The 22,615-nt window shown below is 65.3% G+C and carries 21 protein-coding genes; 15 read left to right on the top strand and 6 right to left on the bottom strand.

Annotated features, from left to right (window positions below):
* Positions 1–4: 4 nt before the first annotated feature.
* Together GZ092_RS07615 and GZ092_RS07610 are read right to left on the bottom strand one after the other, a co-directional pair.
* Positions 5–811, bottom strand: a complete 807-nt coding sequence (locus GZ092_RS07615) for a carbon-nitrogen hydrolase family protein (RefSeq protein WP_293635792.1) — start codon at positions 809–811, stop codon at positions 5–7.
* A complete protein-coding gene (locus GZ092_RS07610; RefSeq protein WP_293635791.1) occupies positions 808–5,010 on the bottom strand; it encodes a YhdP family protein in 4,203 nt (1,400 codons plus the stop codon). Before GZ092_RS07610 ends, GZ092_RS07615 begins: the two co-directional genes overlap by 4 nt.
* Before the next feature lie 74 nt (positions 5,011–5,084).
* Here GZ092_RS07610 and glnE point away from each other — a divergent pair, with 74 nt between their 5' ends.
* The 9 genes from glnE (at position 5,085) to GZ092_RS07565 (ending at position 16,366) form a co-directional block, all read left to right on the top strand.
* A complete protein-coding gene (gene glnE, locus GZ092_RS07605) occupies positions 5,085–8,165 on the top strand; it encodes a bifunctional [glutamate--ammonia ligase]-adenylyl-L-tyrosine phosphorylase/[glutamate--ammonia-ligase] adenylyltransferase (protein WP_293635790.1) in 3,081 nt (1,026 codons plus the stop codon).
* A 48-nt stretch (positions 8,166–8,213) separates the two neighbouring features.
* Positions 8,214–8,942 (top strand): CerR family C-terminal domain-containing protein, encoded by a 729-nt coding sequence (locus GZ092_RS07600; protein ID WP_293635789.1) that lies wholly within the window; start codon positions 8,214–8,216, stop codon positions 8,940–8,942.
* Positions 8,939–10,507: an efflux transporter outer membrane subunit gene (locus GZ092_RS07595; protein WP_293635788.1), complete on the top strand. Its 1,569-nt coding sequence runs from the start codon at positions 8,939–8,941 to the stop codon at positions 10,505–10,507. Before GZ092_RS07600 ends, GZ092_RS07595 begins: the two co-directional genes overlap by 4 nt.
* A 33-nt stretch (positions 10,508–10,540) precedes the next feature.
* Entirely contained in the window at positions 10,541–11,728 is a 1,188-nt protein-coding gene (locus tag GZ092_RS07590) for an efflux RND transporter periplasmic adaptor subunit (RefSeq protein WP_293635787.1), read from the top strand.
* Positions 11,725–14,862, top strand: coding sequence for an efflux RND transporter permease subunit (locus GZ092_RS07585; protein WP_293635786.1), 3,138 nt, complete (start codon positions 11,725–11,727; stop codon positions 14,860–14,862). Before GZ092_RS07590 ends, GZ092_RS07585 begins: the two co-directional genes overlap by 4 nt.
* A 68-nt stretch (positions 14,863–14,930) precedes the next feature.
* Positions 14,931–15,350, top strand: a complete 420-nt coding sequence (locus tag GZ092_RS07580; protein WP_293635811.1) for a hypothetical protein — start codon at positions 14,931–14,933, stop codon at positions 15,348–15,350.
* Between the two features lie 65 nt (positions 15,351–15,415).
* Positions 15,416–15,664, top strand: a complete 249-nt coding sequence (locus tag GZ092_RS07575) for an HNH endonuclease signature motif containing protein (protein WP_293635810.1) — start codon at positions 15,416–15,418, stop codon at positions 15,662–15,664.
* Between the two features lie 81 nt (positions 15,665–15,745).
* Positions 15,746–16,042, top strand: coding sequence for a type II toxin-antitoxin system RelE/ParE family toxin (locus GZ092_RS07570; RefSeq protein WP_293635785.1), 297 nt, complete (start codon positions 15,746–15,748; stop codon positions 16,040–16,042).
* Between the two features lie 3 nt (positions 16,043–16,045).
* The gene (locus tag GZ092_RS07565; RefSeq protein ID WP_293635784.1) at positions 16,046–16,366 is read left to right on the top strand and encodes an addiction module antidote protein; all 321 of its coding nucleotides are present in this window, start codon (positions 16,046–16,048) and stop codon (positions 16,364–16,366) included.
* A gap of 60 nt (positions 16,367–16,426) precedes the next feature.
* On the opposite strand, the gene GZ092_RS07560 is transcribed toward GZ092_RS07565, so the two are convergent.
* Both GZ092_RS07560 and GZ092_RS07555 read right to left on the bottom strand, forming a co-directional pair.
* Positions 16,427–16,681, bottom strand: a complete 255-nt coding sequence (locus GZ092_RS07560; RefSeq protein ID WP_293635783.1) for a Txe/YoeB family addiction module toxin — start codon at positions 16,679–16,681, stop codon at positions 16,427–16,429.
* Positions 16,678–16,929 carry a type II toxin-antitoxin system prevent-host-death family antitoxin gene (locus GZ092_RS07555; protein WP_293635782.1) on the bottom strand — a complete coding sequence of 84 codons (252 nt, stop codon included), beginning with the start codon at positions 16,927–16,929 and terminating at the stop codon, positions 16,678–16,680. Before GZ092_RS07555 ends, GZ092_RS07560 begins: the two co-directional genes overlap by 4 nt.
* A gap of 135 nt (positions 16,930–17,064) precedes the next feature.
* Between GZ092_RS07555 and GZ092_RS07550 the strand changes: the two genes are divergently transcribed.
* Complete coding sequence (locus GZ092_RS07550; protein WP_293635781.1) at positions 17,065–17,328, top strand: BrnT family toxin; 264 nt, start codon at positions 17,065–17,067, stop codon at positions 17,326–17,328.
* Positions 17,318–17,587, top strand: a complete 270-nt coding sequence (locus tag GZ092_RS07545) for a CopG family antitoxin (RefSeq protein WP_293635780.1) — start codon at positions 17,318–17,320, stop codon at positions 17,585–17,587. The genes GZ092_RS07550 and GZ092_RS07545 overlap by 11 nt, the downstream gene beginning before the upstream one ends.
* Before the next feature lie 71 nt (positions 17,588–17,658).
* Here GZ092_RS07545 and rfaE2 read toward each other — a convergent pair whose 3' ends face one another.
* Complete coding sequence (rfaE2, locus tag GZ092_RS07540) at positions 17,659–18,153, bottom strand: D-glycero-beta-D-manno-heptose 1-phosphate adenylyltransferase (protein ID WP_293635779.1); 495 nt, start codon at positions 18,151–18,153, stop codon at positions 17,659–17,661.
* Positions 18,154–18,160: 7 nt separating this feature from the next.
* A complete protein-coding gene (locus GZ092_RS07535; protein ID WP_293635778.1) occupies positions 18,161–18,316 on the bottom strand; it encodes a hypothetical protein in 156 nt (51 codons plus the stop codon).
* A gap of 51 nt (positions 18,317–18,367) precedes the next feature.
* On the opposite strand from GZ092_RS07535, the gene GZ092_RS07530 reads away from it, so the two are divergent.
* From GZ092_RS07530 to GZ092_RS07515, 4 genes are all read left to right on the top strand, one after another.
* Positions 18,368–18,952 (top strand): glutathione peroxidase, encoded by a 585-nt coding sequence (locus tag GZ092_RS07530; protein ID WP_293635777.1) that lies wholly within the window; start codon positions 18,368–18,370, stop codon positions 18,950–18,952.
* 289 nt (positions 18,953–19,241) lie between these two features.
* Positions 19,242–20,594 carry an FAD-dependent oxidoreductase gene (locus GZ092_RS07525; RefSeq protein WP_293635776.1) on the top strand — a complete coding sequence of 451 codons (1,353 nt, stop codon included), beginning with the start codon at positions 19,242–19,244 and terminating at the stop codon, positions 20,592–20,594.
* A complete protein-coding gene (locus GZ092_RS07520; RefSeq protein ID WP_293635775.1) occupies positions 20,591–21,376 on the top strand; it encodes a DUF1365 domain-containing protein in 786 nt (261 codons plus the stop codon). Before GZ092_RS07525 ends, GZ092_RS07520 begins: the two co-directional genes overlap by 4 nt.
* A complete protein-coding gene (locus tag GZ092_RS07515; protein ID WP_293635774.1) occupies positions 21,373–22,611 on the top strand; it encodes a cyclopropane-fatty-acyl-phospholipid synthase family protein in 1,239 nt (412 codons plus the stop codon). The genes GZ092_RS07520 and GZ092_RS07515 overlap by 4 nt, the downstream gene beginning before the upstream one ends.
* The last annotated feature ends 4 nt before the right edge of the window (positions 22,612–22,615 follow it).

Raw genomic sequence — 22,615 nt, 5'->3', positions numbered from 1 at the left:
CGGTTCATAGCACCCTGTGGCTCAAGGCGGGCAGGCGCTGGCGAACCTCCTGCAGCCGGCTGGCGTGCACCTCGCCCATGACCACGCCGGGCCCTTCGGCCTGCCCGGCCAGAATCTCGCCCCAGGGGCCGACCACCATGCTGTGGCCCCAGGTGCGGCGGCCGTTCTCGTGCACGCCGCCCTGTGCGGCCGCCACCACATAGGCCAGGTTTTCAATCGCCCGGGCGCGCAGCAGCAGCTCCCAGTGCGCCTGGCCGGTGATCCAGGTAAAGGCGCTGGGCACCAGCAGCACATCGGCCTTCAGGGCGCGGTACAGCTCCGGAAAACGCAGGTCGTAGCAGACGCTCAGGCCGACCGTGTAGATGTGGCCATCGCGCGAGGCGAGCTCAAAGCGCACCGGCTGCTTGCCGGGGTCGAGCACGCGGGTTTCGTCGTGTGCTTCCTCGCCCTGGGCAAACTTGAACAGGTGGATCTTGTCGTAGCGCGCGACGCAGGCGCCCGAGGGGGCATAGGCCAGCGAGCTGTTGTGCGCCCGGCCGGCATCGCCGGTGGCCGTGGGCAGCGTGCCGCCGACGATCCACAGGCCCAGCTCGCGCGCCGAGCGGCTCAAAAAATCCTGGATCATCCCGCTGCCGGCCTGCTCCCGGACCTTGAGCTTGTCGGTGTCCTTCAGGCCCATGATGCAGAAATATTCGGGCAGCACGGCCATCTCGGCCCCCTGCTCCGCCGCCCGGGTCAGCAGCAGGCGTGCCGCGTCCAGGTTGGCTTGAACGCCGGCGCCGGACACCATCTGGATGGCAGCTATTTTCATGGTTTGCGTGTCTCCACTGTGGTCTCGCCCGCCTGGGCCCTGGCCCGCGCCTTGCGGTCAACTTTGGTGATTATGGGGTCGTACCAGCTTCCGTCAATCTGGAATTCCTGCGTGGCCGCCTCCATCAGCGGACGGCGCAGGAACATCTGCGCCAGAAAGCTGCCCAGGCCCACCACCGGATTGATGGCAGTCGCAATCAGCGAAGCCGTTCCGGCATTGATCTCGGGCACCACGACCACCTTGAGGCTTTGCGTTTCATCGGCAATGCCGGCCCGGCCTTCCATCAGCACGGCGGCATTGACGCCGCTCATCTGCAGGTTGTTGGTCTGCGCCACGCCCTGGACAATCGTGACATCGCCGCGAATGAAGTCAAAGGCGAAACCCTGCGAGAACACATCGCGGAAATCCAGCGTCAGCCGGCGCGGCAAGGACTGCAGGCTGAGCACGCCCAGCAGCTTGGCGATGCCCGGGTCGGCCTTCATGAACTGGCCGGACGCGACGTTCACATGGAATTCCCCGTTCAGGCTCGGATAGTCCAGGCTCAAGGGCGACCCCATCCAGGCGACCTGCCCTTGCAGCGTTCCCTTGCCGCGCCGGATCACGCCGCTCATGCCGAAACGCCCGAGCAACTCGCCCGAGTCGGCAATGTCCAGCCTGAAGTCCATGCTGGCCCGGCGGCGCTCGTTCAAAGGCCGTGCGGCCCGGGGACCGGTGGGCAGCGCCGCCCAGCTGCCGGTGGCGGTCAGCACGGCCTCGGGCAGGATGACATTGAACTTGTTCAGCTGCCATTCACGCACGCCGCCCCCGGCGGGCGCCGCGCCCCGGTTGATCGCCTCGATCTCGACCCGTCCCAGCTTCTTGCCACGCAGTTCCAGGTTTTCGACCACGATGTCGAGTGCCGGAATGCTCGCGGGCTGCTCGTCCAGCATCGCCTCGACCTCGCTGGCCTCGCTGGCGGCCAGGCTCAGGCGGGAAAGCCGCGCATAGACGCGTCCGGCGCCCTGCGCGCCGGGCTGGCGAAACTCCAGGTAGCCGTCCAGTTCGGCGGCATCGATGTTGGCGCGCCAGTTCAGGCCATCCCGGCTGGCGCCCACCACCACGTTGTTCAGGCTGCGCCCCTGAACTTTCAGCTGTTTGGCGCGTATCGCCATCACGTTGGGCAGGTAGCCCATGGCGTCGGCCAGCCCGGCCGGCGCGCTGGCGGCCGGCTGCGCCACGCTGGCGCCCTGGCCCAGAACGCCTTCCCAGGCGTCCAGGTCCAGTGCCGCCAGGTTGACATGGGCGCCGACGCCGGTTGGCGGCGCCGGCGTCGATTCGCCAGCCTCCAGCCCCACCCCAATACTGCCCCGGAGCACACGGACGTCGTTGCCGCTGAGGTCGCGCAGGTAGCTGATGACCGCCACCCGCCCGATGCTCAGCGACAGCTGGTCCTGCAGCGTCTGGCCGGCGTCCATCGAACTGGCCACCAGCTGGTTTTCAAAGCGTACCGGCAAGGCCGTTTCGGCCGTCTTGGCCAGCGGTGCCGGCAGGTTCAGCGCCATGCCCTGCAGGCTGCTGGACACCATGATCTCGGGAATGGGCACGCCCTGCCGGAACTGCAGCGTGGCGCTGTAGGCGGTGCTGCCGCTGAGGTGCGCGGCCACGCGCGACGCCAGCCCGAGTTCGGTTGCCTGGCGCAGCCCGTCGGCGGTGACCGTGCCCTGCGCCTTGAAGGCGACGCTGGTCCTGGCACCGGCGACGGGCGCCAGCGGCCGTGTTCCGCCGTCGATGCGGACGTCGCCGCCGAGCAGACGGGCCTGCGCGCCGGCCACGCTGAAACCCTGGTCGGTCACGTTCACCACGCCCTTGACCTGGCCCAGCAGCGGCGCCTGGGCCAGGAACTTCAGGTCATTGCCCGGCAGCGTCACCGTGCCCTCGACGGTTGACGTGTCGATCGCGTCGATCGGCAGGCGCAGGCGAAAACGGTAGTCAGCCGCGCCAGTGGCCGTGGCGTCCGCCAGGGCATGCTCCGTCATGGCGCCAAGGGGCGAGCTGTTGACAAAGCCCAGCGCGTCCGACAGCGCGCCCCTGACCTCCACCGCCACCTCCACCGCCGGCTGGTGTTCAAGGTTGGCAATGCGCGCGTCGCCCTTGAGCAGTTGCAGGCCCGGCAGGCCGGCGACCTTGCCGCTGGCAACCTTGACGTCCAGCGAAGCCCGGCTGAACAGCAGTTCGCCATTCAGTTCGGTCAGCGCCGGCCAGGGTGCGGCGCCAGGCGGCTGCAAGGCTTTGGGAACATAGACAAGATGCCCGTTGCGTACTTTTGCCGACACCTGGAAATCCCCCAGCGCCGGGTTGGCAAACGGCAGGTGCCAGACCGGCCCCCTGACCTTGAACTTCACGTCGCTGACCTGGCCCTTGATGACGGCATCGCGCACATAGTGGCGAACCTCAGGGTCCAGCACCAGCGGCAGGTAGCGGTGCACCCGGCTGCCGTCGCCCCGGCTCAGGCTGCCCTGCAGGTCCAGGATGCCGGGAAAGCGGCGGTCGGCCGATTCGCCGGCTTCAGGCGGGCCGGCGGCGGCATCATCGGTGCGCCAGCGGACCTGCGCCTGGCCCTGGGCATCGGCATTTTCAAACTTCAGGTCGCGCAACTGCAGGTCGATCTTTTCGCCTGCACTTTTCCATTGCGCCTGCACCGACAGCTGGTCCATCGGCAGGCGGGATTCCTCAAAAATTCCGGGAAGGTCAAGCGCGCCTTTGGCGATCTTCACGCTGGCCTGGCCGCCGTCCTGCGTCAGGTTGAAGTCCACCGTGGCGCCGCTCAGGCCTGGCCGGCCGGGAACCGCCTGCGCGCCGATGCCCGCCGTTGCGCCGGACGCAGCAGCGGCTGGCCCTGCGGCAACGCTCAAATCCGTCACGCGGCCCTTGGCGGCATAGGCCGACGGGCCATCGAGCGGCCCCTGCCAGCGGGCATCCAGCGTTTCCACCAGACCCCGGGGCGCCAGCGACGCCACCAGCGCGTGCGCCGACGGCTCCAGCGGCAGGCGGCCGGCAATCCGCGCCAGCGCTGCCAGGTCCAGCCGGTCGGCCTTGAGTGTGGTGTGCGCGGGCGCCTGGCGTGACGCGTTGGCATGCACCAGCGCCAGGTTGCCGCCCGGCCACTGCAGGCCGTCCCGGGTGCTGAACTGCAGGCCCTCGGTGCTGACGTCGAATCCGCCATCATGCTGGCTTGCCGCCACGCGCCCGGCCAGGGTGTTGAAGGCCAGCGGCTCCAGATCGGCACCCAGCCGCGCATCGACGCCCTGCAGCGCGACATCGACCAGCGCGCCGGTGACTTTTCCCTTGCTGACGTCGGACCAGGCGCGCAGCGCGCCCTGCCCGCGGTTCAACGCAATGCCGAGCTTTTCCAGGCCGGCGTACTGCTGGACGCGGGACACATCGACCCGGGAAAACTCGCCATACACCTGGCCGCTCCAGTTCAGGAAATCGCCATTGCGCCGCGACAGCAGCGGCTGCCGGAAGATCGCCCGCAGGCTGAAGCGTTCGCCCCATTCGGCCGGCGGCGTCGCGTCCAGCCGCATCAGGTGGCGGTGCCGGCTGTTGCGCATCACCGCGTCCACCTGGCCCAGAGCCAACGGCGGCGCCGGCCGCATCTCGTCGGTCCAGCGCAGGGTGCCGCCGCGCACGACAAATTCGGTCTGCGAGAACAACCAGTCGGCGACCGCGCTGTGGCCGGTGTCGGTGTCTTTCGAGACATCCAGGCCGCCGACAAATATCTTGCCGTCGGCAGCGCGGCGGATATCGACCTCGGGCCGCTCGATCACCAGTTGCTCGAAGCCAAGCCCCCACAGCGAGGAAGGGGAAAGCGCGCCCAGCACATGCGGCAGGCGCACCGCCTCGCGCCCCTGGGCATCAAGCAGGACCACGTCATGCAGCTCGAAGGACGGGATCGCGCCCAGCGACTTGCCGGTGATGCGGCCGATGCGCACCGGCACCCCAAGCGCCCGGCTGGCCTGGGCTTCCAGCTGCGGACGGAACTCGGCAATTCGCGGCACAATCCAGCCGTGAAGCACCCCCCAGCTCAGGCCGAACAGCAGCCAGGCCGCGGCCACCAGCCAGAGCAGGCCGCGCACGGCCACGGCGATCCATCGCAGACGCCGGGACGGCGGGGATGGCAGGGCGGGTGAAGCGGACGGGCTGATGGGGAGGGACTCCATTGACCGGAGAATTATGACCGCCGACGGTTTGACCGGCCGGCGCAGAACCACGAAGTTTGTGAAGTAGTGTTGTGATGACTGATTCCTCGACTGACTGTACAAAAACCCCTGTTCCCGCAGGGCCGACTCCCCCGGATGCCGCGTCCTATTCCCGCTTTGTCCAGCGCATTCGCCGGCGTTATGCCGAACAGATGCCGCTGCTGGCCGACGGCGCGCCGCTGCGCCCGGCGATGCAGGTCACGCTTGATGCGCTGATGGCCAGTGGACTGGACACTGGCGCAGCGCTGCGCGTGCTGCGCCAACTGGTGCTGGAACGGCTGGTGGTGCTGGACTGTAGCCCCCACGCTCCGCCGCTTTGCGGGTCGCTGCCCCCCGAGGGGGTCACTGCGCCTGCGGCCTGGCAAAGCCAGTTCCGCGGCCCTGGCTTGCAGGGGGATGGCCCCCACGCTCTGCCGCTTTGCGGGTCGCTGCCCCCCGAGGGGGCCACTGCGCCTGCGGCCTGGCAAAGCCAGTTCCGCGGCCCTGGCTTGCAGGATGTCGCCCCCACGCTCGCCACTGCGTGTGCTTCGCTGCCCCCCGGGGGGGCGCTGCGCCTACAGCCCGGCGAAGCCGGTTCTGTGGCCCCTGCTGGGTTGGAGAGTGCCGCCCTTGCACGGCCAGGCGTTGCACTGCAGGTGGTGACCGGCGCCATGACCGAGCTGGCCGAACTGGCGCTTGACGTGGCCATGCAGCACTCCCGGGCGGCCCTTGATGAGCAGCACGGCGCGCCCCAGGCCGCGTGCGGCGGGCCGGCGCGGATGTGGGTGGTCGGCATGGGCAAACTGGGCGCGCGTGAACTGAATGTGTCGAGCGACATCGACCTGATCTATGTTTACGACCACGACGGCGAGACCGCCGGCCGCCCTGACGGCCGGGGTCAGATTTCCAACCACGAGTATTTCGCGCGCCAGGTCCGGGCGGTGTTCAGCCTGATCGGCGATGCGACCGAGCACGGCTTTGTGTTCCGGGTTGACCTGGCGCTGCGGCCGAACGGCAATTCGGGACCAGCCGCCGTCTCACTCAGCGCGCTGGAGGAATACTTTCAGGCGCAGGGCCGTGAATGGGAGCGCTTTGCCTGGCTCAAGAGCCGTGTCGTGGCGCCGCTTGACTGCATCGGCGACGGTTCGGCGCAGGCTTTGCGCGGCGCGGTGCTGCCCTTCGTCTTTCGCCGCTACCTTGACTACAGCGTGTTTGATGCGTTGCGGGTGTTGCACCGGCAGATCCGCGAGCATGCGGCCAAGCGTTGCGCCGGCCACCCGGAACGCGCCAACGACGTGAAGATGTCGCGCGGCGGCATCCGCGAGATCGAATTCACCGTGCAGGTGCTGCAGGTGGTGCGCGGCGGACAGTTTCCCGAATTGCGCACCCGCTCCACCCTGGAGGCGCTTGAGCGCGTCGCGCATGCCGGCCTGATGCCGCAGGACACCGCCGACGCCATGGCCCGGGCGTATGAATTCCTGCGCCGCGTCGAGCACCGCATCCAGTACCTGGACGACCAGCAGACCCATGTGCTGCCGACCCGCGACGACGACCTGGCCTGGATTGCCGCGACGATGGGCTACGCCAACGGCTGCCTGTTCCTGCACGACCTGGACACCCACCGCGAACTGGTCGCAGGCGAATTCGACATCCTGCTCGGAGGCCAGCCCGAATGCAAGGGCAAGGGATGCCGGCAGGGTGCCTCGCCGGCGCAGCAGCTCGACGACCTGCTGGAGCAGTTGCCACCCGACTGGCCAGTGCTGTTCAGGAGCCGGCTGGCCGCGTGGCACCAGCATCCGCGCATCCTGGCGCTGCGCGAGGATTCGCGCGCGCGCCTGAGCCGCCTGGTGCAGCTGACCGCCCAGTGGCTGATGGAAGGCCGGGTGAGCGAAGAAGCGGCACTGCGGCTGATCGACTGGATCGAGCCGCTGCTGCGGCGCGAGAGCTACCTGGCGCTGCTGATGGAGCGCCCGTCGGTGCATGAACGGCTGCTCGGGCTGCTCGGCGCGGCCCGGTGGCCGGCGCGCTACCTGATGCAGCACCCCGGCGTGATCGACGAACTCGCCAGCGACGAGCTGATGCGTGAGCGCTTTGACGCCGCCGCCTTTTCCCGCGACTTGCAGCAGCGCCTGGCGTCGCTCCGGCGCACCGGCGAGGATGACGAGGAAACCTGCCTGAGCCTGCTGCGCCGTGCCCACCATGTCGAGGTGTTCCGCACCCTGGCGCGCGATGTCGAGGGCGTGCTCAGCGTCGAGCAGGTTGCCGACGACCTGAGCGCACTGGCCGAGGTGATTCTGGACATCACCGTGCAATGGTGCTGGCAGCACCTGAAAAACCGGCACCGCGAGACCCCCTGCTTCGGCATCATTGCCTACGGCAAGCTGGGCGGCAAGGAACTGGGCTACGGCAGCGACCTGGACATCGTCTTTGTCTATGACGACGACGACGAGCGCGCGGCCGAGGTGTATGCCGGCTTTGTCCGCAAGCTGATCAACTGGCTAACCCTGAAAACCGCCGAAGGCGACCTGTACGAGATTGACACCGCGCTGCGGCCCAACGGCAATTCCGGCCTGCTGGTCACGCCGTTCGAGGCATTTGCCAACTACCAGCAGCGGCGCGGCAGCAACACCGCCTGGACCTGGGAACACCAGGCGATGACGCGCGCCCGCTTCGTGCTGGGCAGCGAGTCGCTGCGCCAGCGCTTTGACGAGGTGCGCCGGGCGGTCATCACCGCGCCGCGCGACCCGCAGGCGCTGAGCCGTGAAATTGTCGAGATGCGCCGGAAAGTCCGCAGCGCACGCCCGGTCCGGGGCGGCAAGTTCGACGTCAAGCACAGCGTCGGCGGCATGGTCGATGCCGAATTTGCGGTGCAGTTCCTGGTGCTGTCGCAGGCCGCCCAGCACCCCGAACTGGTCGACAACGTCGGCAACATCGCCCTGCTGCAGCGCGCGGAAACGGCCGGCTTGCTGCCCGACGACGTGGGTCAGAACGCCGCCAGTGCCTACCGTGAACTGCGGCGCGTACAGCACCTTGCGCGCCTGAACGAAGAACCGACGCAGGTCACGCCGCCCGCTTTGCAGGCCGAGCGCGATGCCATTCAGGCGCTGTGGCTTGCCTGCTTCAAGTCAAACGAATGATTTAACTAAATCAAACGTTTGATTGGCTTGTGTGCTGTAATCCGGCACATGATTCCAAGCGACCCCACACCCTCCGCTGCCGAGCCGCGCAAGCAGCGCTCCGACGGTGCCGAAGCCCGGCTGCTGCTGCTGCATGCCGCGCTGCGGCTGTTTGCCGAAAAAGGCTTTGCCAAGACCTCGACGCGCGAGATTGCGCTGGCCGCCGGCGCCAACCTTGCCGCCATCAGCTACTACTTCGGCGACAAGGCCGGGCTTTACCGCGCCGCCTTCACCGAGCCGATGGGCTGCACCGAAAACGACCTGACGCTGCTCGACCAGCCGGATTTGAGCCTGCGCCAGTCGCTGCACGGCTTCATGGCCAGCTTCTTGGCCCCGATGAAGCAGGGCGAAGTGGTGCAGCAATGCACCCGCCTGCACTTTCGCGAAATGCTCGAACCGACCGGCGTCTGGGCCGAGGAGATCGACAACGGCATCAAGCCGGCGCATGCGGCACTGGTGGCGCTGCTGGGTCGGCGCCTGGGCTTGCCGCAAGCCGATGACGGCCTGCACCGGCTGGCCTTCAGCATCGCCGGCCTGGCCGTGCAGCTGTTCGTCACGCGCGACATCGTGCAGGCCATCCGGCCCCGGCTGCTCGACCCTCAAGGCATCGACGCCTGGTGCGACCAGATGGTGAACTACGCCGAAGCCATGGTGAACATCGAAGCGGCGCAGCGCAGCACCGCGCCCGCTCAGGCCTCAACACCCACCCCTTCACCCCACAGCAACGCCGCCGCATGAAACCCCATACCGTCCTTTTTTGCGCCCTGCTGCCACTGGGGCTGGGCGCCTGCGCCACCGCCACTGCCCCCGGCGCGGTGTCAGCCCCGGTGCCCGCGCAATGGTCCGCGCCCTTGCCGCCGCAGGCCGGTCACGCAGCGAATGCCGGACTGCCGGAAAAACCGCACCAAGGCAAGCTGACCGACCTGACGCAGTGGTGGCAGCAGCAGGGCGACCCGCTGCTGGTCGAGCTGATCGCGGCGGCGCAGGCCGTCAGCCCGACGGTGGCGACGGCACGCTCGCGCATCGAGCAGTCGCGCGCCACGCAGGTCGCGGCCGGTGCGGCGTTGGGGCCATCGCTCGATGCCTCGGCCAGCGTCAACCGGGGGCGTTCGCTGCAAAGCGGCGGCGGGTCCGATCTGGCGCCCATCGTCACGACCACGCAGGGCGGCTTGCAGGCCAGCTGGGAAATCGATGTGTTCGGCGGCAACCGCGCCAGCCGCAATGCCGCCGATGAGCGCCTGGCCGGTGCCGAAGCGCAATGGCACGATGCCCGGGTTTCGGTGGCAGCCGAAGTGGCGAATCAGTATTACAGCCTGCGCAGTTGCGACCAGCTGGCGCAGATAACGCGCACCGACGCCACTTCGCGCCAGGAAACCGCGCGCCTGTCCAGCCTGAGCACCCGCGCCGGCTTCACCGCTCCGGCCACCGATGCGCTGGCCCGCGCCAGTGCGGCAGAAGCCAGCGGCCGCGCCACGCAGCAAAGCGCCCAGTGCGAACTCGACCTCAAGGCGCTGGTCGCCCTGAGCGGCCTGCCAGAGCCCGATTTAAAGCAAAAAGTGGCAATGGCGCACTATCCACGGCCGCAAGCAGCTATTTTTTCAATAGCAAACGTGCCGGCTGATGCGCTCGCGCAGCGGCCCGACGTGTTCAGCGCTGCACGCGACGTGGCGGCGGCCAGCGCGGACGTGGGCAGTGCCGACGCCCAGCGCTACCCGCGCCTGAGTTTGGGCGGCTCGATTGGCGCGTCGAACTTTCGCAGTGGCGGCCTTTCGGCCAGCCTGACCACCTGGTCCATCGGCCCGCTGGCGCTCAGCGTGCCACTGTTCGACGGCGGACGCCGCGCCGCCGACGTACAGGCCGCGCAGGCACGCTACGACGAAGCCGCCGCCCTCTACCGCGCCAAGGTGCGCCAGGCCGTGCGCGAGGTGGAAGAAGCACTGGTCAGCCTGCAAAGCACCGCCGCGCGCGAAGGCGATGCGCAAACCGCGGTGGCCGGCTACCGCGCCGCGTTCACCGGCACCGAAGCGCGTTACCAGAGCGGCCTGGCCAGCCTGGTCGAACTGGAAGACGCACGCCGCAGCCAGCTGGCCGCGCAAACCACGCAGGTGTCGCTGCAACGCGAGCGCCTGTCCGCCTGGGTCGCGCTGTACCGCGCCATGGGCGGCGGCTGGACGCGCGCGCTGCCGGAGACCGGCCACCAGGGCAAGGCCAACGCCGCAACTGAAGCAACTGCTGCCGTTGCCACGTTCGTGCCGCCCGCCGCATCCAGCCAAGCGCCTGCCGCTGCGCCCGTCCGCCGCTGAACCCGCCCATCGTCCTGATTCTTCTTTCACGCCATGCAAAAACTCAAACTCAAACCCATCGTCGTCCTCACCTTTGTGGTGGTCGCCTTGGCGGCTGGTGCGTTCTTTTACGTGTCTGCCCGCAAGCCCGAGGCAACAGCGGCCAGCGTCCAGAGCGCGCCCAAGCCAGCGCTGACCGTGACGGTCGCCTTGCCCGAAACCACCCGCCTGCCGATCCGTCTGTCGGCCAATGGCAACATCGCCGCCTGGCAGGAAGCCGTCATCGGTGCCGAATCCAGCGGCCTGCGGCTGACCGAGGTGCGCGTCAATGTCGGCGACGTGGTCAAGGCCGGCCAGGTGCTGGCGACGTTTTCCACGGACAGCGTGCAGGCCGACGTGGCGCAGGCACGCGCCAGCCTGCTGGAAGCCCAGGCCAACGCCGCCGACGCGGCCGGCAATGCCGAGCGGGCGCGCAGCCTGCAAAGCTCGGGCGCGCTGAGCACGCAGCAGATCAACCAGTACCAGACCACCGAAAAAACCGCCAAGGCCCGCGCCGAAGCAGCGCAGGCGGTGCTGGGCGCACAGCAGTTGCGCGGCCGGCAAACGCAGGTGCTGGCGCCCGACAGCGGCGTGATTTCGGCGCGCACCGCCACGGTCGGCTCGGTGGTCGGCAGCGGCGCCGAGTTGTTCCGCATGATCCGCCAGGGCCGGCTGGAATGGCGCGCCGAAGTCACCTCGGCCGAACTCGGCCGCATCCAGCCAGGCACGCCGGTCAGCGTGGTGCCGGCCAGCGGCGGCGAGTTGCGCGGCCGCGTGCGCATGGTCGCGCCCAGCGTCGATCCGCAGACGCGCGCAGCGCTGGTCTATGTCGATCTGCCGGCCTCCGGCAAAACCTCAACCGCCAAGGCCGGCATGTTCGCCCGTGGCGAATTCGAGCTCGGCGCCACCAACGCGCTGACCGTTCCGCAGCGCGCTCTGGTGGTGCGCGACGGCTTCAACTACCTGTTCCGCCTGGGCGAAGGCAACCGCGTCAGCCAGCTCAAGGTGCAGACCGGCCGGCTGGCGGGTGAACGCGTCGAGGTCGTCTCGGGCTTGCCAGCGGATGCGCGCATCGTCGTCAATGGCGCGGGTTTCCTGAACGACGGCGACTTGGTGCGTCTGGGTCAGGAAAATGAACCCAATACGGCTCCTGCGCAGGCTGCATCTTTGCCAGCAGCTATCAAAGAAGGAGCAACGCCATGAACGTCTCCTCCTGGTCGATCAAGAACCCGATTCCGGCGGTGATGCTGTTCGTGCTGCTGACGTTTGGCGGCATCCTGTCGTTCAACGCCATGAAGGTGCAGAACTTTCCCGACATCGACGTGCCCACCGTCAGCGTATCGGCCTCGCTGCCGGGCGCGGCGCCGGCGCAACTGGAAACCGAGGTCGCGCGCAAGCTGGAAAACTCGATCGCCACGGTGCAGGGCCTGAAGCACATCATGACCAAGGTGCAGGACGGCGGCGTCAGCATCACCGCCGAATTCCGGCTGGAAAAGCCGGTGCAGGAAGCGGTGGACGACGTGCGCTCGGCCGTGGCGCGGGTGCGCTCGGACCTGCCCGCCGACGTGCGCGACCCGGTCGTCACCAAGGTCGATCTGGCCGGCCAGCCCATCCTGGCCTTCACCATTGCCTCGAACCGGATGGACGCGGAAGCGCTGTCATGGTTTGTGGACAACGACATTTCACGCAAGCTGCTGGCCGTGCGCGGCGTGGGCGCGGTGAGCCGCGTCGGCGGCGTGACGCGTGAGGTGCGCGTGGCGCTTGACGCGTCCAGATTGCAGGCGCTGGGTGCGTCGGCATCGGACATTTCGCGCCAGCTCAAGCAGGTGCAAACCGAAAGCGCGGGCGGGCGCACCGACCTGGGCGGCAGCGAACAGCCGGTGCGCACGCTGGCCACCGTCAAGTCGGCGCAGGCATTGGGCGAACTCGAACTGGCGCTGAGCGACGGCCGCAAGATCCGCCTGAGCGACGTGGCGACGGTCAGCGACACCGTGTCCGACCCGCGCTCGGCCGCGCTGCTTGACGGCAAGCCGGTGGTCGGTTTTGAAGTCGCCCGCAGCCGGGGCGAGAGCGAAGTCGCCGTCGGCGCGGCGGTGCAGGCGGCGCTCAAGGAGCTTCAGCTCCAGCACCCCGACCTGCAACTGACCGAAGCCTTCAATTTCGTCAAGCCGGTCGAGGAGGAATACGACGGCTCGATGCACCTGCTGTACGAAGGCGCGATTCTGGCGGTGCTGGTGGTGTGGCTGTTCTTGCGCGACTGGCGCGCCACCTTTGTGTCGGCCGTGGCGCTGCCGCTGTCGGTGATCCCGGCCTTCATCGGCATGTATTTGCTGGGCTTTTCAATCAACATCATCAGCCTGCTGGCGCTGTCGCTGGTCATCGGCATCCTGGTCGATGACGCGATTGTCGAGGTCGAGAACATCGTGCGCCACCTGCGCATGGGCAAGACGCCGTACCAGGCGGCGATGGAAGCGGCCGACGAGATTGGGCTGGCAGTGGTCGCCACCACCTTCACGCTGGTCGCGGTTTTTTTGCCGACGGCCTTCATGAGCGGCATTGCCGGCAAGTTCTTCAAGCAGTTCGGCTGGACGGCGGCGCTGGCCGTCACTGCTTCACTGATCGTGGCGCGGGTGCTGACGCCGATGATGGCAGCGTATATTTTGAAACCCATCGTTGGCGAGCACAAGGAGCCCGGCTGGCTGAAGGCCTACATGCGCGCTGCCGGCTGGTGCCTGAAGCACCGCGTCGTCACCATGGTGGCGGCGACGTTATTTTTTGTGGGCTCGATTGCGCTGATTCCGCTGCTGCCGACCGGCTTCATTCCGCCTGACGACAATTCGCAAACCCAGGTTTACCTGGAATTGCAGCCTGGCAGCAGCCTGAAGCAGACCGAGGCCGCCGCCGAGCAGGCGCGGCTCTTGATTGCCAAGGTCGAGCATGTGCGCAGCATCTACACCACGATTGGCGGCGGCACGGCCGGCAGCGACCCGTTCGCCGGCTCGGGCGCGGCGGAAACCCGCAAGGCCACGCTGACCGTGCTGCTGGCCGAGCGCGGCGACCGGCCGCGCAAGCAGGGCATTGAAAACAAGATGCGCACCGCGCTCGAATCACTGCCTGGCGTGCGCAGCAAGGTCGGCCTGGGCGGCTCGGGCGAAAAATACATCCTGGTGCTGACCAGCGAAGACCCGCTGGCGCTCAATTCGGCCGCGCGCGCCGTCGAAAAAGACCTGCGCACGATTCCCGGCCTGGGCAGCGTCGCGTCGAGCGCCAGCCTGATCCGCCCCGAGATTGCCGTGCGGCCCGACTTTGCCCGCGCCGCCGACCTGGGCGTGACCAGCGCCGCCATTGGCGAAACCCTGCGCATCGCCACGCTGGGCGACTACGACGTGGCGCTGCCCAAGCTCAATTTGTCCGAGCGACAGGTGCCCATCGTCGTCAAGCTCGCCGATGCCGCGCGTCAGGATTTGAGCGTGCTCGAAAGGCTCTCGGTTCCGGGCAGCAAGGGGCCGGTGATGCTTGGCCAGGTCGCCACGCTGGAGATCGCCAGCGGCCCGGCCATCATCGACCGCTACGACCGCTCGCGCAACGTCAACTTCGAGATCGAGCTGTCGGGCCTGCCGCTGGGCGACGTGACCAAGGCGGTGCAGGCACTGCCTGCCGTGAAAAACCTGCCGCCCGGCGTGAAGGTGGTGGAAATCGGCGACGCGGAGGTGATGGGCGAGTTGTTTGCCAGCTTTGGCCTGGCGATGCTGACTGGCGTGCTGTGCATCTACATCGTGCTGGTGCTGCTGTTCAAGGACTTCTTGCACCCGGTGACGATTCTTGCCGCCTTGCCCCTGTCGCTGGGCGGCGCCTTCGTCGGCCTGCTGATCGCCGACAAGAGCTTTTCCATGCCGTCGCTGATCGGCCTGATCATGCTGATGGGCATTGCTACCAAGAACTCGATTTTGCTGGTCGAGTACGCCATCGTGGCACGGCGCGGACATGACGGCAGCGACGGCCGGCCGGCGGTGGCAGGCATGAGCCGCTGGGATGCGCTGCTGGACGCCTGCCACAAGCGCGCCCGGCCGATCATCATGACGACGCTGGCGATGGGCGCAGGGATGATGCCGATTGCGCTCGGTTTTGGCGCGGCCGATTCGAGCTTTCGCTCGCCGATGGCGGTGGCGGTGATTGGCGGGTTGATTACTTCGACGGTGCTGAGTCTGCTGGTGGTGCCGGCGGTATTCACGTATATGGATGATCTGGAGCAGTTCATCCGGCGCATGGCGGGGCGGGTGCGCGGCAAGCCGGTGGAGGGGGTGGCGGTGCGGGCTGGGGATGTGGCACCGCGATAGTTGCCACCGACTTAATCGGTAGCAGACCACAAGCACGACATAGAAAAAAAGACCCTCGCAAATCACCCATGAAAATCACGAAAACTCAAATTGAAGCCGTCTACGAAGTCGCTGTAAGAATATTCGCTGATCTGGTGAAGCTTGAATCGGGCGTCAAGTTACTTCAAGAGCAATACCAGTGGAATCCAACCTCTGCGAGGTACTACCTCAGTGCTCACAGCCTGATGATGACGGGCGAGCTGTTTCAAAAAACCATAAGTGCGTCAGCGACTGATTACTTTTTAAGTCGAATTGCAAAAGACCAAGGACCGCTTGCTTTGGAAACCGCTGTCAGGGCAGTGCGTAAGCACATCAAATACTATGAAAGCGTCAGGCCTGTTACCTTGCGATCGCTGATCGCTTGGTTGCAGCAAAGTATGAGTTTTCAGTTCCAACGCTTATCTCTCTTGTTGAAGAGGAGGACGCATTCAGCGCACAGGTCAAACTAGCCCTCAGCGCTACCACTGAACAACGACAGGCGCAACTGAAAGCTTCTCTAAAGCTTCCCGAAAGGATGACGCGGCTTGTAGAGGTTTTCAAAAGAAACCCTTATGTGGTCGCTGAAGTCCTGCATCGTGCGTCCGGTGTCTGCGGATCATGTCTAAAGCCAGCGCCATTTACGCGAAAGAAAGATGGCGCTCCGTATTTGGAGGTGCATCACAAAAAGCAACTTGCTCATGGAGGCGAAGACACTGTGGAGAATGCAATCGCTGTATGTCCAAACTGTCACAGACAACTTCACTACGGTGGGCAAAGCGTATAGCCCTCCCATTGCTTTGTGCACCATTCGAGCCAGCACAAAAATACGAGTCAGCCATCTCGTATCCCATGAGACACTATCGCCGTGACCGAAATCCGCCAAACTCCCGAATACGAAAAGTGGTTCGCATCACTGAAGGATCGAACGGCACGTGTCCGGGTGGATATCCGAATCCGGCGCTTGTCGCTCGGTAATTTCGGCACCGTTGAACCCGTGGGGGAAGGTGTCTCGGAGTTGAAGATCGACCACGGACCAGGCTACCGGGTGTATTTCGTTCAACACGGTAGCCACTACGTGTTGCTGCTTGCCGGTGGTGACAAATCCACACAAACACGCGACATCATGAAAGCCAAAGAACTGGCGCGCCACTATGCGGAGTAAAAAATGACCAAGGAAACGACCAAGCCCATGACGCGCATCTGGGATGCCGCTGAACATCTTCAATCGGATGAAGACATGGCGGCCTATCTTGAAGCGGCCCTTGAGGAAAACGATGCCTCTCTTTTCGCAGCAGCGTTGGGAGACATTGCGCGGGCCAAAGGTATGGCGCAGCTCGCACGAGAAACAGGGCTTGGAAGAGAAAGCCTGTACAAAGCCCTTTCGCCTACCGGGAACCCCGAATTCGCCACCATTCTGCGCGTCGTGGGTGCGCTGGGGCTTCAGCTGCATGCGGCACCGGCCAACGTCAAAACGGCTGCCGGCTGATTCGGTTGCAACCGACTTGTAGTCGGTCTACCCTGCACTGTTACAGCTTCGGAGTCCGCCTCAATAGCGATACCGAAGCTGCGCCAGCAACAGCGCGTCGCCTTCCACCTGGTAAACCATACGATGTTCATCGGTGATGCGGCGCGACCAGAACCCTGACAAGGCATGCTTCAACGGCTCCGGCTTGCCGACACCCAAGAACGGTTCGCGCTGCGTCTCTTGAATGAGCTTGTTGATGCGCTCGACCATCCGCTTGTCGTGCTTTTGCCAGTAGAGGTAGTCGTCCCAGGCCTCGTCCGCAAAAAACAGCTTCACTCGGCCAGTTCCCGCGCCATGCCCTTGCCGTCGGTGAGCTGGGCGCTAGCGGTTAGCAGGCGTTTGGCGTTGGCAGGGCTGCGCAGCAGGTAAGCCGTTTCTTCCAGGGCCTGGAAGTCCTCCAGGGAAAGCATCACGACGGACTGCTGCCCGTTGCGGGTAATGATCAAAAATTCATGGTCGTTGCACACCCGGTCCATGGTGCTAGCCAAGTTGGCGCGGGCAGTAGAGTAGGTGATGGCATCCATGGCGAAGCTCCAAAATATGTACGTCTTATTGTACATATTTGGAAGCGAAGGTGCTCAAGGAAAGCTCGTCGCTTTCAAGCCTCAGGGTTCAAGATACTGCTCTAAAACCACCCGTTAAGTTATGATTTCTATCACATGCGTCCCTTTGAATTTGACGATTCCAAAAGCAAATCCAACCTTGCCAAACACAACATTGACTTTGTACAGGCACAACTTCTCTGGAATGACCCCATGCTTCTGGAGATTGCTGCAAAAACCGAAGATGAACCCCGGTATCTGGTGATTGGGCTGATCGATGGAAGGCATTGGTCAGCCGTCATCACCTACCGGGGTGCAAATATTCGATTAATTTCCGTTCGCCGCGCGCGTACCGAGGAGGTGGCACTGTATGAAAGCTAAAGATTTCGAGCAAGCGTTTGACGAGGGAGCAGACCTCACGGCTTCCCTGGATTTATCCAAGGCCCGGCGTGTCTTGCAGGCGCAAAAACGCGTGAATGTCGATTTTCCGACCTGGATGATCGATTCCCTGGACAGGGAAGCCAGCAAGCTCGGCGTGACCCGGCAATCGGTGATCAAGGTCTGGCTTGCCGAACGACTTGAAGCGAGCGCTTCAAACCGTGCGTTTCAGCGGATAAATACCAATAACGGAAACCGCTGAAATTTAGTGATCAAATCAGCCTCCATCGCAATCAAGACATGCGCAAGCAGCTATTAATACAATAGCAAAAATCATCCTGCCGAAGTCCCCGCCCGAATCTTCTGCACCAGCGCCGTCGTCGAATACCCCTCAACAAAAGGAATCGCCAGCGTCCGGCCGCCATAGGCCTTCACCACCGCCGTCTCGGCCAGCGTATCCATGTCGTAATCGCCGCCCTTGACCAGCACATCGGGCTTGAGTTCGGCAATCAGTTCGAGCGGCGTGTCCTCGTCGAACCAGGTCACCAAGCTGCTTGATTCCAGCGCCGCCATCAGCACTGCCCGGTCGTCCTGCGGGTTCAGCGGCCGGTCCGGGCCTTTGCCCAGGCGGCGGGCCGAGGCGTCGGTGTTGAGCGCCACGACCAGGCTGGCGCCCAACTGTCGCGCTTGCGCCAGGTAGGTCGCATGGCCGCAGTGCAGCACGTCGAACACGCCGTTGGTGAACACCACGGGGCGGGGCAGCGCAGCCATGCGGGCGGCGGCGTCGTTGCGGTTGACGATCTTGTTCAGGAAGGAAGGCGGTTTCATACGGCTTTCAGGGAAGTGTCGGGCGCATGGGCCGCAACGAAATGGCGGCCTGCAAAATCCCCGGATTGTGCAGGATTCGCTCGACCACTTTCGTTTTCCAGGCCGCGTTGAAGCTGGTCCGGGCGTCGAGCCAGAGCGCCACAGAAAAAAATTTTGAATCCATCGGTCAAACTGGTGCGTATAAGCTCGAACCCCTTTTTCTTGAGAGCAAGCCATGCAAGCCTTTTCCCTCATTCCCGTGACCCTGGCACTGCTGGCCGGTGCGGCATTGGCCGCTTCGCCAGCCAGGGCAGCACCGCCCGAAGCACCGGCCCAGGCCTGCCCTGCCGTTTTGCAACAAAACGTGCTGCGCCTTCAGGACGAAAAGCCGCAATCGCTGTGCCAGTACAGCGGCAAGGTGGTCGTGGTGGTCAACACGGCCAGCTTTTGCGGCTTCACGCCGCAGTACAAGGGCCTGGAAGCGCTCTACAACAAATACCAGGGGCGCGGCCTGGTGGTGCTGGGCTTTCCGTCGAATGACTTTTCGCAGGAATCGGGCAGCAACAAGGACATCGCGGAATTTTGCGAGAGCACCTTCGGCGTAAAGTTCCCCATGTTCACCAAGACCAGCGTGAGCGGCAAGGACGCCAGCCCGCTGTTCAAACAATTGTCCGCCGCCAGCAGCACGCCAGTGCGCTGGAATTTCTACAAGTACATCATTTCGCGCGACGGCCTGGCCGTGACCGCCTTCAACTCGATGGCCGATCCCGGCAGCAGCAAGTTCGTGGCCGAAATCGAAAAGCAGCTGGCCCGGCCATGAACACGGTGGGCGCGTGCTCAAAAGCCGCCAGCGGCTTAACAAAACTTTACCGACTGACAACCCGGCGCGGGGGAACTCGATCAGGCTGGAGGAACTCCTACAGCCTGCCTTGCTCGCGCAGCGCCTTAACGCGGGATCAAGGCCACAACGGTTTCATTGTTGCGAAGCCTTTCCGGCCCTCCAGGCCGGTCTGCACACCCGGGGCGGTTTCACTCCTCCCTCACTCCCTTGTTCGCACCGGGACGCTTCGCAGCATTTTTATATTCCCCTCCGGTTCTGGAGCGCGGGCATGAACCCTTCGCTCCCCAGGGTGGCCATCGTCGGATCGGGCATCTCCGGGCTGGCTGCGGCGCATGCCTTAAAAGGCCGGGCGCGCATCACGCTGTTCGAGGCGGGCGACTACTTCGGTGGTCACACGCACACCGTCGATGTCACGCTGCCCACGCCGAACGGCCCGGTCAGCCACGGCGTGGATACCGGTTTTCTGGTGTTCAACGAACGAACCTACCCGAACCTGATCGCGCTGTTTGCCGAGCTGGGCGTGGAAACCGCCCGCTCGGACATGTCGTTTTCGGTCAAGGCGCCCGGCGCGACTGGCGGCCGGACGCTCGAATGGAGCGGCTCCAGCCTGAACAGCGTGTTTGCCCAGCGCGGCAATCTGGTCAGCTGGAAATTTTTGCGCATGCTGCGCGACATCGTTCGATTCAACCGCATCACCACCGCGCTGGCGCTGTCGAACGCCGAGGCCGCCATGGTGCAGCCGCTGGGCGATTTTTTGCGCCAGCAGGCGTTTTCAGCCGAGTTCCGCGACTGGTATTTTTTGCCGATGATGGGCTGCATCTGGTCCTGCCCGACCGACCAGATGCTGCAGTTCCCGGTGGCCACCATGGTCCGCTTTTGCCACAACCATGGCTTGATCCAGGTCACCGACCGGCCCCAGTGGTGGACTGTCACGGGCGGCGCGCGCCACTATGTAGAAAAAATCGTCGCCGGCATTGCCGACAAGCGGCTGAACACGCCGGTCGAACGCATCGAGCGCGACGCCGGGGCGCTGCGCGGCGGCGTGCGCATCGTCACGCGCCATGCCATCGAGCATTTCGACAAGGTGGTGCTGGCCACGCATTCCGACCAGTCGCTGGCGCTGCTGCCGGATGCCAGCAGCGCCGAGCGCAGGGCGCTGGGCGCCATCCGCTACCAGGCCAACCGCGCCGTGCTGCACACCGACAGTGCCGTGCTGCCGCAAAAAAAGATCGCCTGGGCGGCCTGGAACTATGAGCGCGCCGCCGGCATCGAGCGCGAATCGTCCGGTGTCTGCCTGCACTACCTGCTCAACATGCTGCAGCCGCTGCTCTTTGCGCAGCCGCTGCTGGTGTCGCTCAATCCGCTGCAGGAGATTGCGCGTCATCACATCATGGGCGAATACGACTACATGCATCCGGTGTTCGACGGGGCCGCGATCCAGGCGCAGCAACTGCTGCCCGCCCTGCAAGGCCGGCAGCACAGCTACTTCTGCGGCGCCTGGACCGGCTACGGCTTTCATGAAGACGGCCTGAAGTCGGGAATGAACGCCGCCCGGCTGCTGCTTGAACAACACGCGCAAGAAGCGCAGCACGCCCGGCACGGGCAAGGCGTGCCGGCATGAGCCGCCCGCCGGTGCCCGACGTGCCGCTGATCGGCTTCGGCCAGGTCATGCACAAACGCCTGCGTCCGGTCGCCAATGCCTTCAACTACCCCACCTATTTCCTCATGCTGCCGATGCGCAGCCTGCACCGCCATGGCAGCGGCGCGCTGGCGCACAACCGGCGCGGCGCGCTGAGCTTTTTCGACTGCGACCACGGCGACGGCGGCGACAACGCGCTGGCCTGGCTCGACGCCCTGCTGCTGCGCGAAGGCGTGGAAGACGCGGGCGGCGAAGCCTGGCTGCACACCTATCCGCGCGTGCTCGGCTACACCTTCAAGCCGGTCAGCTTCTGGTACTGCCACCGGCTGGACGGCAGCCTGCGCGCCATCGTCGTCGAGGTGAACAACACCTTTGGCGAGCGCCATTGCTACCTGCTGGACGCGCCTAAATACGGCAAGGAACTCAGCGCCGACAAGGTGTTCCATGTCTCGCCGTTTTGCACCCTGGCTGGCGGCTACCGCTTTCGTTTCCTGCGCAGCGACACCGATGGCGTTCAAAAAACCGTTGCCCGCATCGACTACCACGACAGCCTGGACGACCCGGCCGGCGCGCTGCTGCAGACCAGTGTCAGCGGCACGCTGGAGCCGGTGACCCGGGCCAGCCTGCGCAAGGCGCTGTGGCGCTACCCGGCCATGACGCTCGGCGTGATGGCGCGCATCCACTGGCAAGCCTTCAGGCTGTGGCGCAAACGCATTCCCTTCGTCAGCAAACCCGAGCTTCCCAATAACACTGTGACGCGATGACCACCCTCAGCCCTCCCTCGATTCCCGCCGCCCCACCCATTCCCCGCGACGCACCCGGCGCGGCGCGCACCGCCCTGAAGATGCTGCGGCGCCTGAAGCACGGCACGCTCACGCTGCAGTTGCCCGATGGCGCGCTGCAGCGCTTCGGCTCGGGCACGGCGCCCATGGCCAGTCTGCACCTGCACAACTGGAAGCCGTGCAGCGCCGCGCTGCGTTCGGGCGACATCGGTTTTGCCGAAAGCTACATCGCCGGCGACTGGACCACGCCGCACCTGACCGACCTGCTCGAATTGCTGATCATCAACCGCCAGGAGGTCGAAAGCGCCATCTACGGCAGCTGGCTGGGCCGCCTGGCCTACCGCGTCAAGCACCTGCTGAACCGCAACACCAAGGCCAACAGCCAGAAGAACATCCATGCGCATTACGACCTGGGCAATGCGTTCTACGCGCTGTGGCTGGACAGCACCATGAACTATTCGTCGGCGATTTTCGACTCGCCTGAAACCACGATGGTGGAAGGCCAGCATGCCAAGGTGCGCCGCGCGCTGAGCCTGACGCAGGTCAGACCTGGCGACCGCGTGCTCGAAATCGGCTGCGGCTGGGGCGCGCTGGCGGAAATGGCGACGACCGAATTCGGCGCCTCCGTCGTCGGCGTGACGCTGAGCACCGAGCAGCTCGACTGGGCCAAACAGCGCATGGCGCGCCTGGGCGCGTCCGACAAGGCCGACCTGCGACTGCAGGACTACCGCGATATTGGCAAGACCACGCCGGACGAGCCCTTCGACGCCATCTGCTCGATCGAGATGGTCGAGGCGGTCGGCCGGGAATACTGGCCCGAGTATTTCCGGACGGTCGCCCGCCTGCTCAAGCCCGGTGGCCATGCCTGCATCCAGAGCATCGTGATTGCCGACGAGTTGTTCGAGCGCTACATCGGCTCGACCGACTTCATCCAGCAGTACATCTTTCCGGGCGGCTGCCTGCCGTGTCCACGCGAATTCCGGGCGCAGGCCGAGGCGGCCGGCTTTGACATCGTTGATGAGTTCTCGTTTGGCCTGGACTATGCGCGCACGCTGCGGCTCTGGCGTGACGATTTCCTGGCGCAGGAGCAGCGCGTGCTGCAACTCGGCTTTGACAAAAGGTTCATCCGCATATGGGAGTTCTACCTGGCCTACTGCGAGGCGGCTTTTGCGCAGGGCAACACCAGCGTGATGCAGTTCACGCTGCGCAAGCGCTGACGCC

The sequence above is a fragment of the Polaromonas sp. genome (assembly GCF_010365105.1).
In the GTDB taxonomy this organism is placed as follows: domain Bacteria; phylum Pseudomonadota; class Gammaproteobacteria; order Burkholderiales; family Burkholderiaceae_C; genus Polaromonas.
This window is presented reverse-complemented; position numbering and strand designations above follow the sequence as displayed.

Bases quoted from the DNA above. Each gene is read 5' to 3' on its own strand.
- GZ092_RS07615 (WP_293635792.1), bottom strand. From the start codon at position 811: ATGAAAATAGCTGCCATCCAGATGGTGTCCGGCGCCGGCGTTCAAGCC.
- GZ092_RS07610 (WP_293635791.1), bottom strand. From the start codon at position 5,010: ATGGAGTCCCTCCCCATCAGCCCGTCCGCTTCACCCGCCCTGCCATCC.
- glnE (WP_293635790.1), top strand. From the start codon at position 5,085: ATGACTGATTCCTCGACTGACTGTACAAAAACCCCTGTTCCCGCAGGG.
- GZ092_RS07600 (WP_293635789.1), top strand. From the start codon at position 8,214: ATGATTCCAAGCGACCCCACACCCTCCGCTGCCGAGCCGCGCAAGCAG.
- GZ092_RS07595 (WP_293635788.1), top strand. From the start codon at position 8,939: ATGAAACCCCATACCGTCCTTTTTTGCGCCCTGCTGCCACTGGGGCTG.
- GZ092_RS07590 (WP_293635787.1), top strand. From the start codon at position 10,541: ATGCAAAAACTCAAACTCAAACCCATCGTCGTCCTCACCTTTGTGGTG.
- GZ092_RS07585 (WP_293635786.1), top strand. From the start codon at position 11,725: ATGAACGTCTCCTCCTGGTCGATCAAGAACCCGATTCCGGCGGTGATG.
- GZ092_RS07580 (WP_293635811.1), top strand. From the start codon at position 14,931: ATGAAAATCACGAAAACTCAAATTGAAGCCGTCTACGAAGTCGCTGTA.
- GZ092_RS07575 (WP_293635810.1), top strand. From the start codon at position 15,416: ATGACGCGGCTTGTAGAGGTTTTCAAAAGAAACCCTTATGTGGTCGCT.
- GZ092_RS07565 (WP_293635784.1), top strand. From the start codon at position 16,046: ATGACCAAGGAAACGACCAAGCCCATGACGCGCATCTGGGATGCCGCT.
- GZ092_RS07555 (WP_293635782.1), bottom strand. From the start codon at position 16,929: ATGGATGCCATCACCTACTCTACTGCCCGCGCCAACTTGGCTAGCACC.
- GZ092_RS07550 (WP_293635781.1), top strand. From the start codon at position 17,065: ATGCGTCCCTTTGAATTTGACGATTCCAAAAGCAAATCCAACCTTGCC.
- GZ092_RS07545 (WP_293635780.1), top strand. From the start codon at position 17,318: ATGAAAGCTAAAGATTTCGAGCAAGCGTTTGACGAGGGAGCAGACCTC.
- rfaE2 (WP_293635779.1), bottom strand. From the start codon at position 18,153: ATGAAACCGCCTTCCTTCCTGAACAAGATCGTCAACCGCAACGACGCC.
- GZ092_RS07535 (WP_293635778.1), bottom strand. From the start codon at position 18,316: ATGGATTCAAAATTTTTTTCTGTGGCGCTCTGGCTCGACGCCCGGACC.
- GZ092_RS07530 (WP_293635777.1), top strand. From the start codon at position 18,368: ATGCAAGCCTTTTCCCTCATTCCCGTGACCCTGGCACTGCTGGCCGGT.
- GZ092_RS07525 (WP_293635776.1), top strand. From the start codon at position 19,242: ATGAACCCTTCGCTCCCCAGGGTGGCCATCGTCGGATCGGGCATCTCC.
- GZ092_RS07520 (WP_293635775.1), top strand. From the start codon at position 20,591: ATGAGCCGCCCGCCGGTGCCCGACGTGCCGCTGATCGGCTTCGGCCAG.
- GZ092_RS07515 (WP_293635774.1), top strand. From the start codon at position 21,373: ATGACCACCCTCAGCCCTCCCTCGATTCCCGCCGCCCCACCCATTCCC.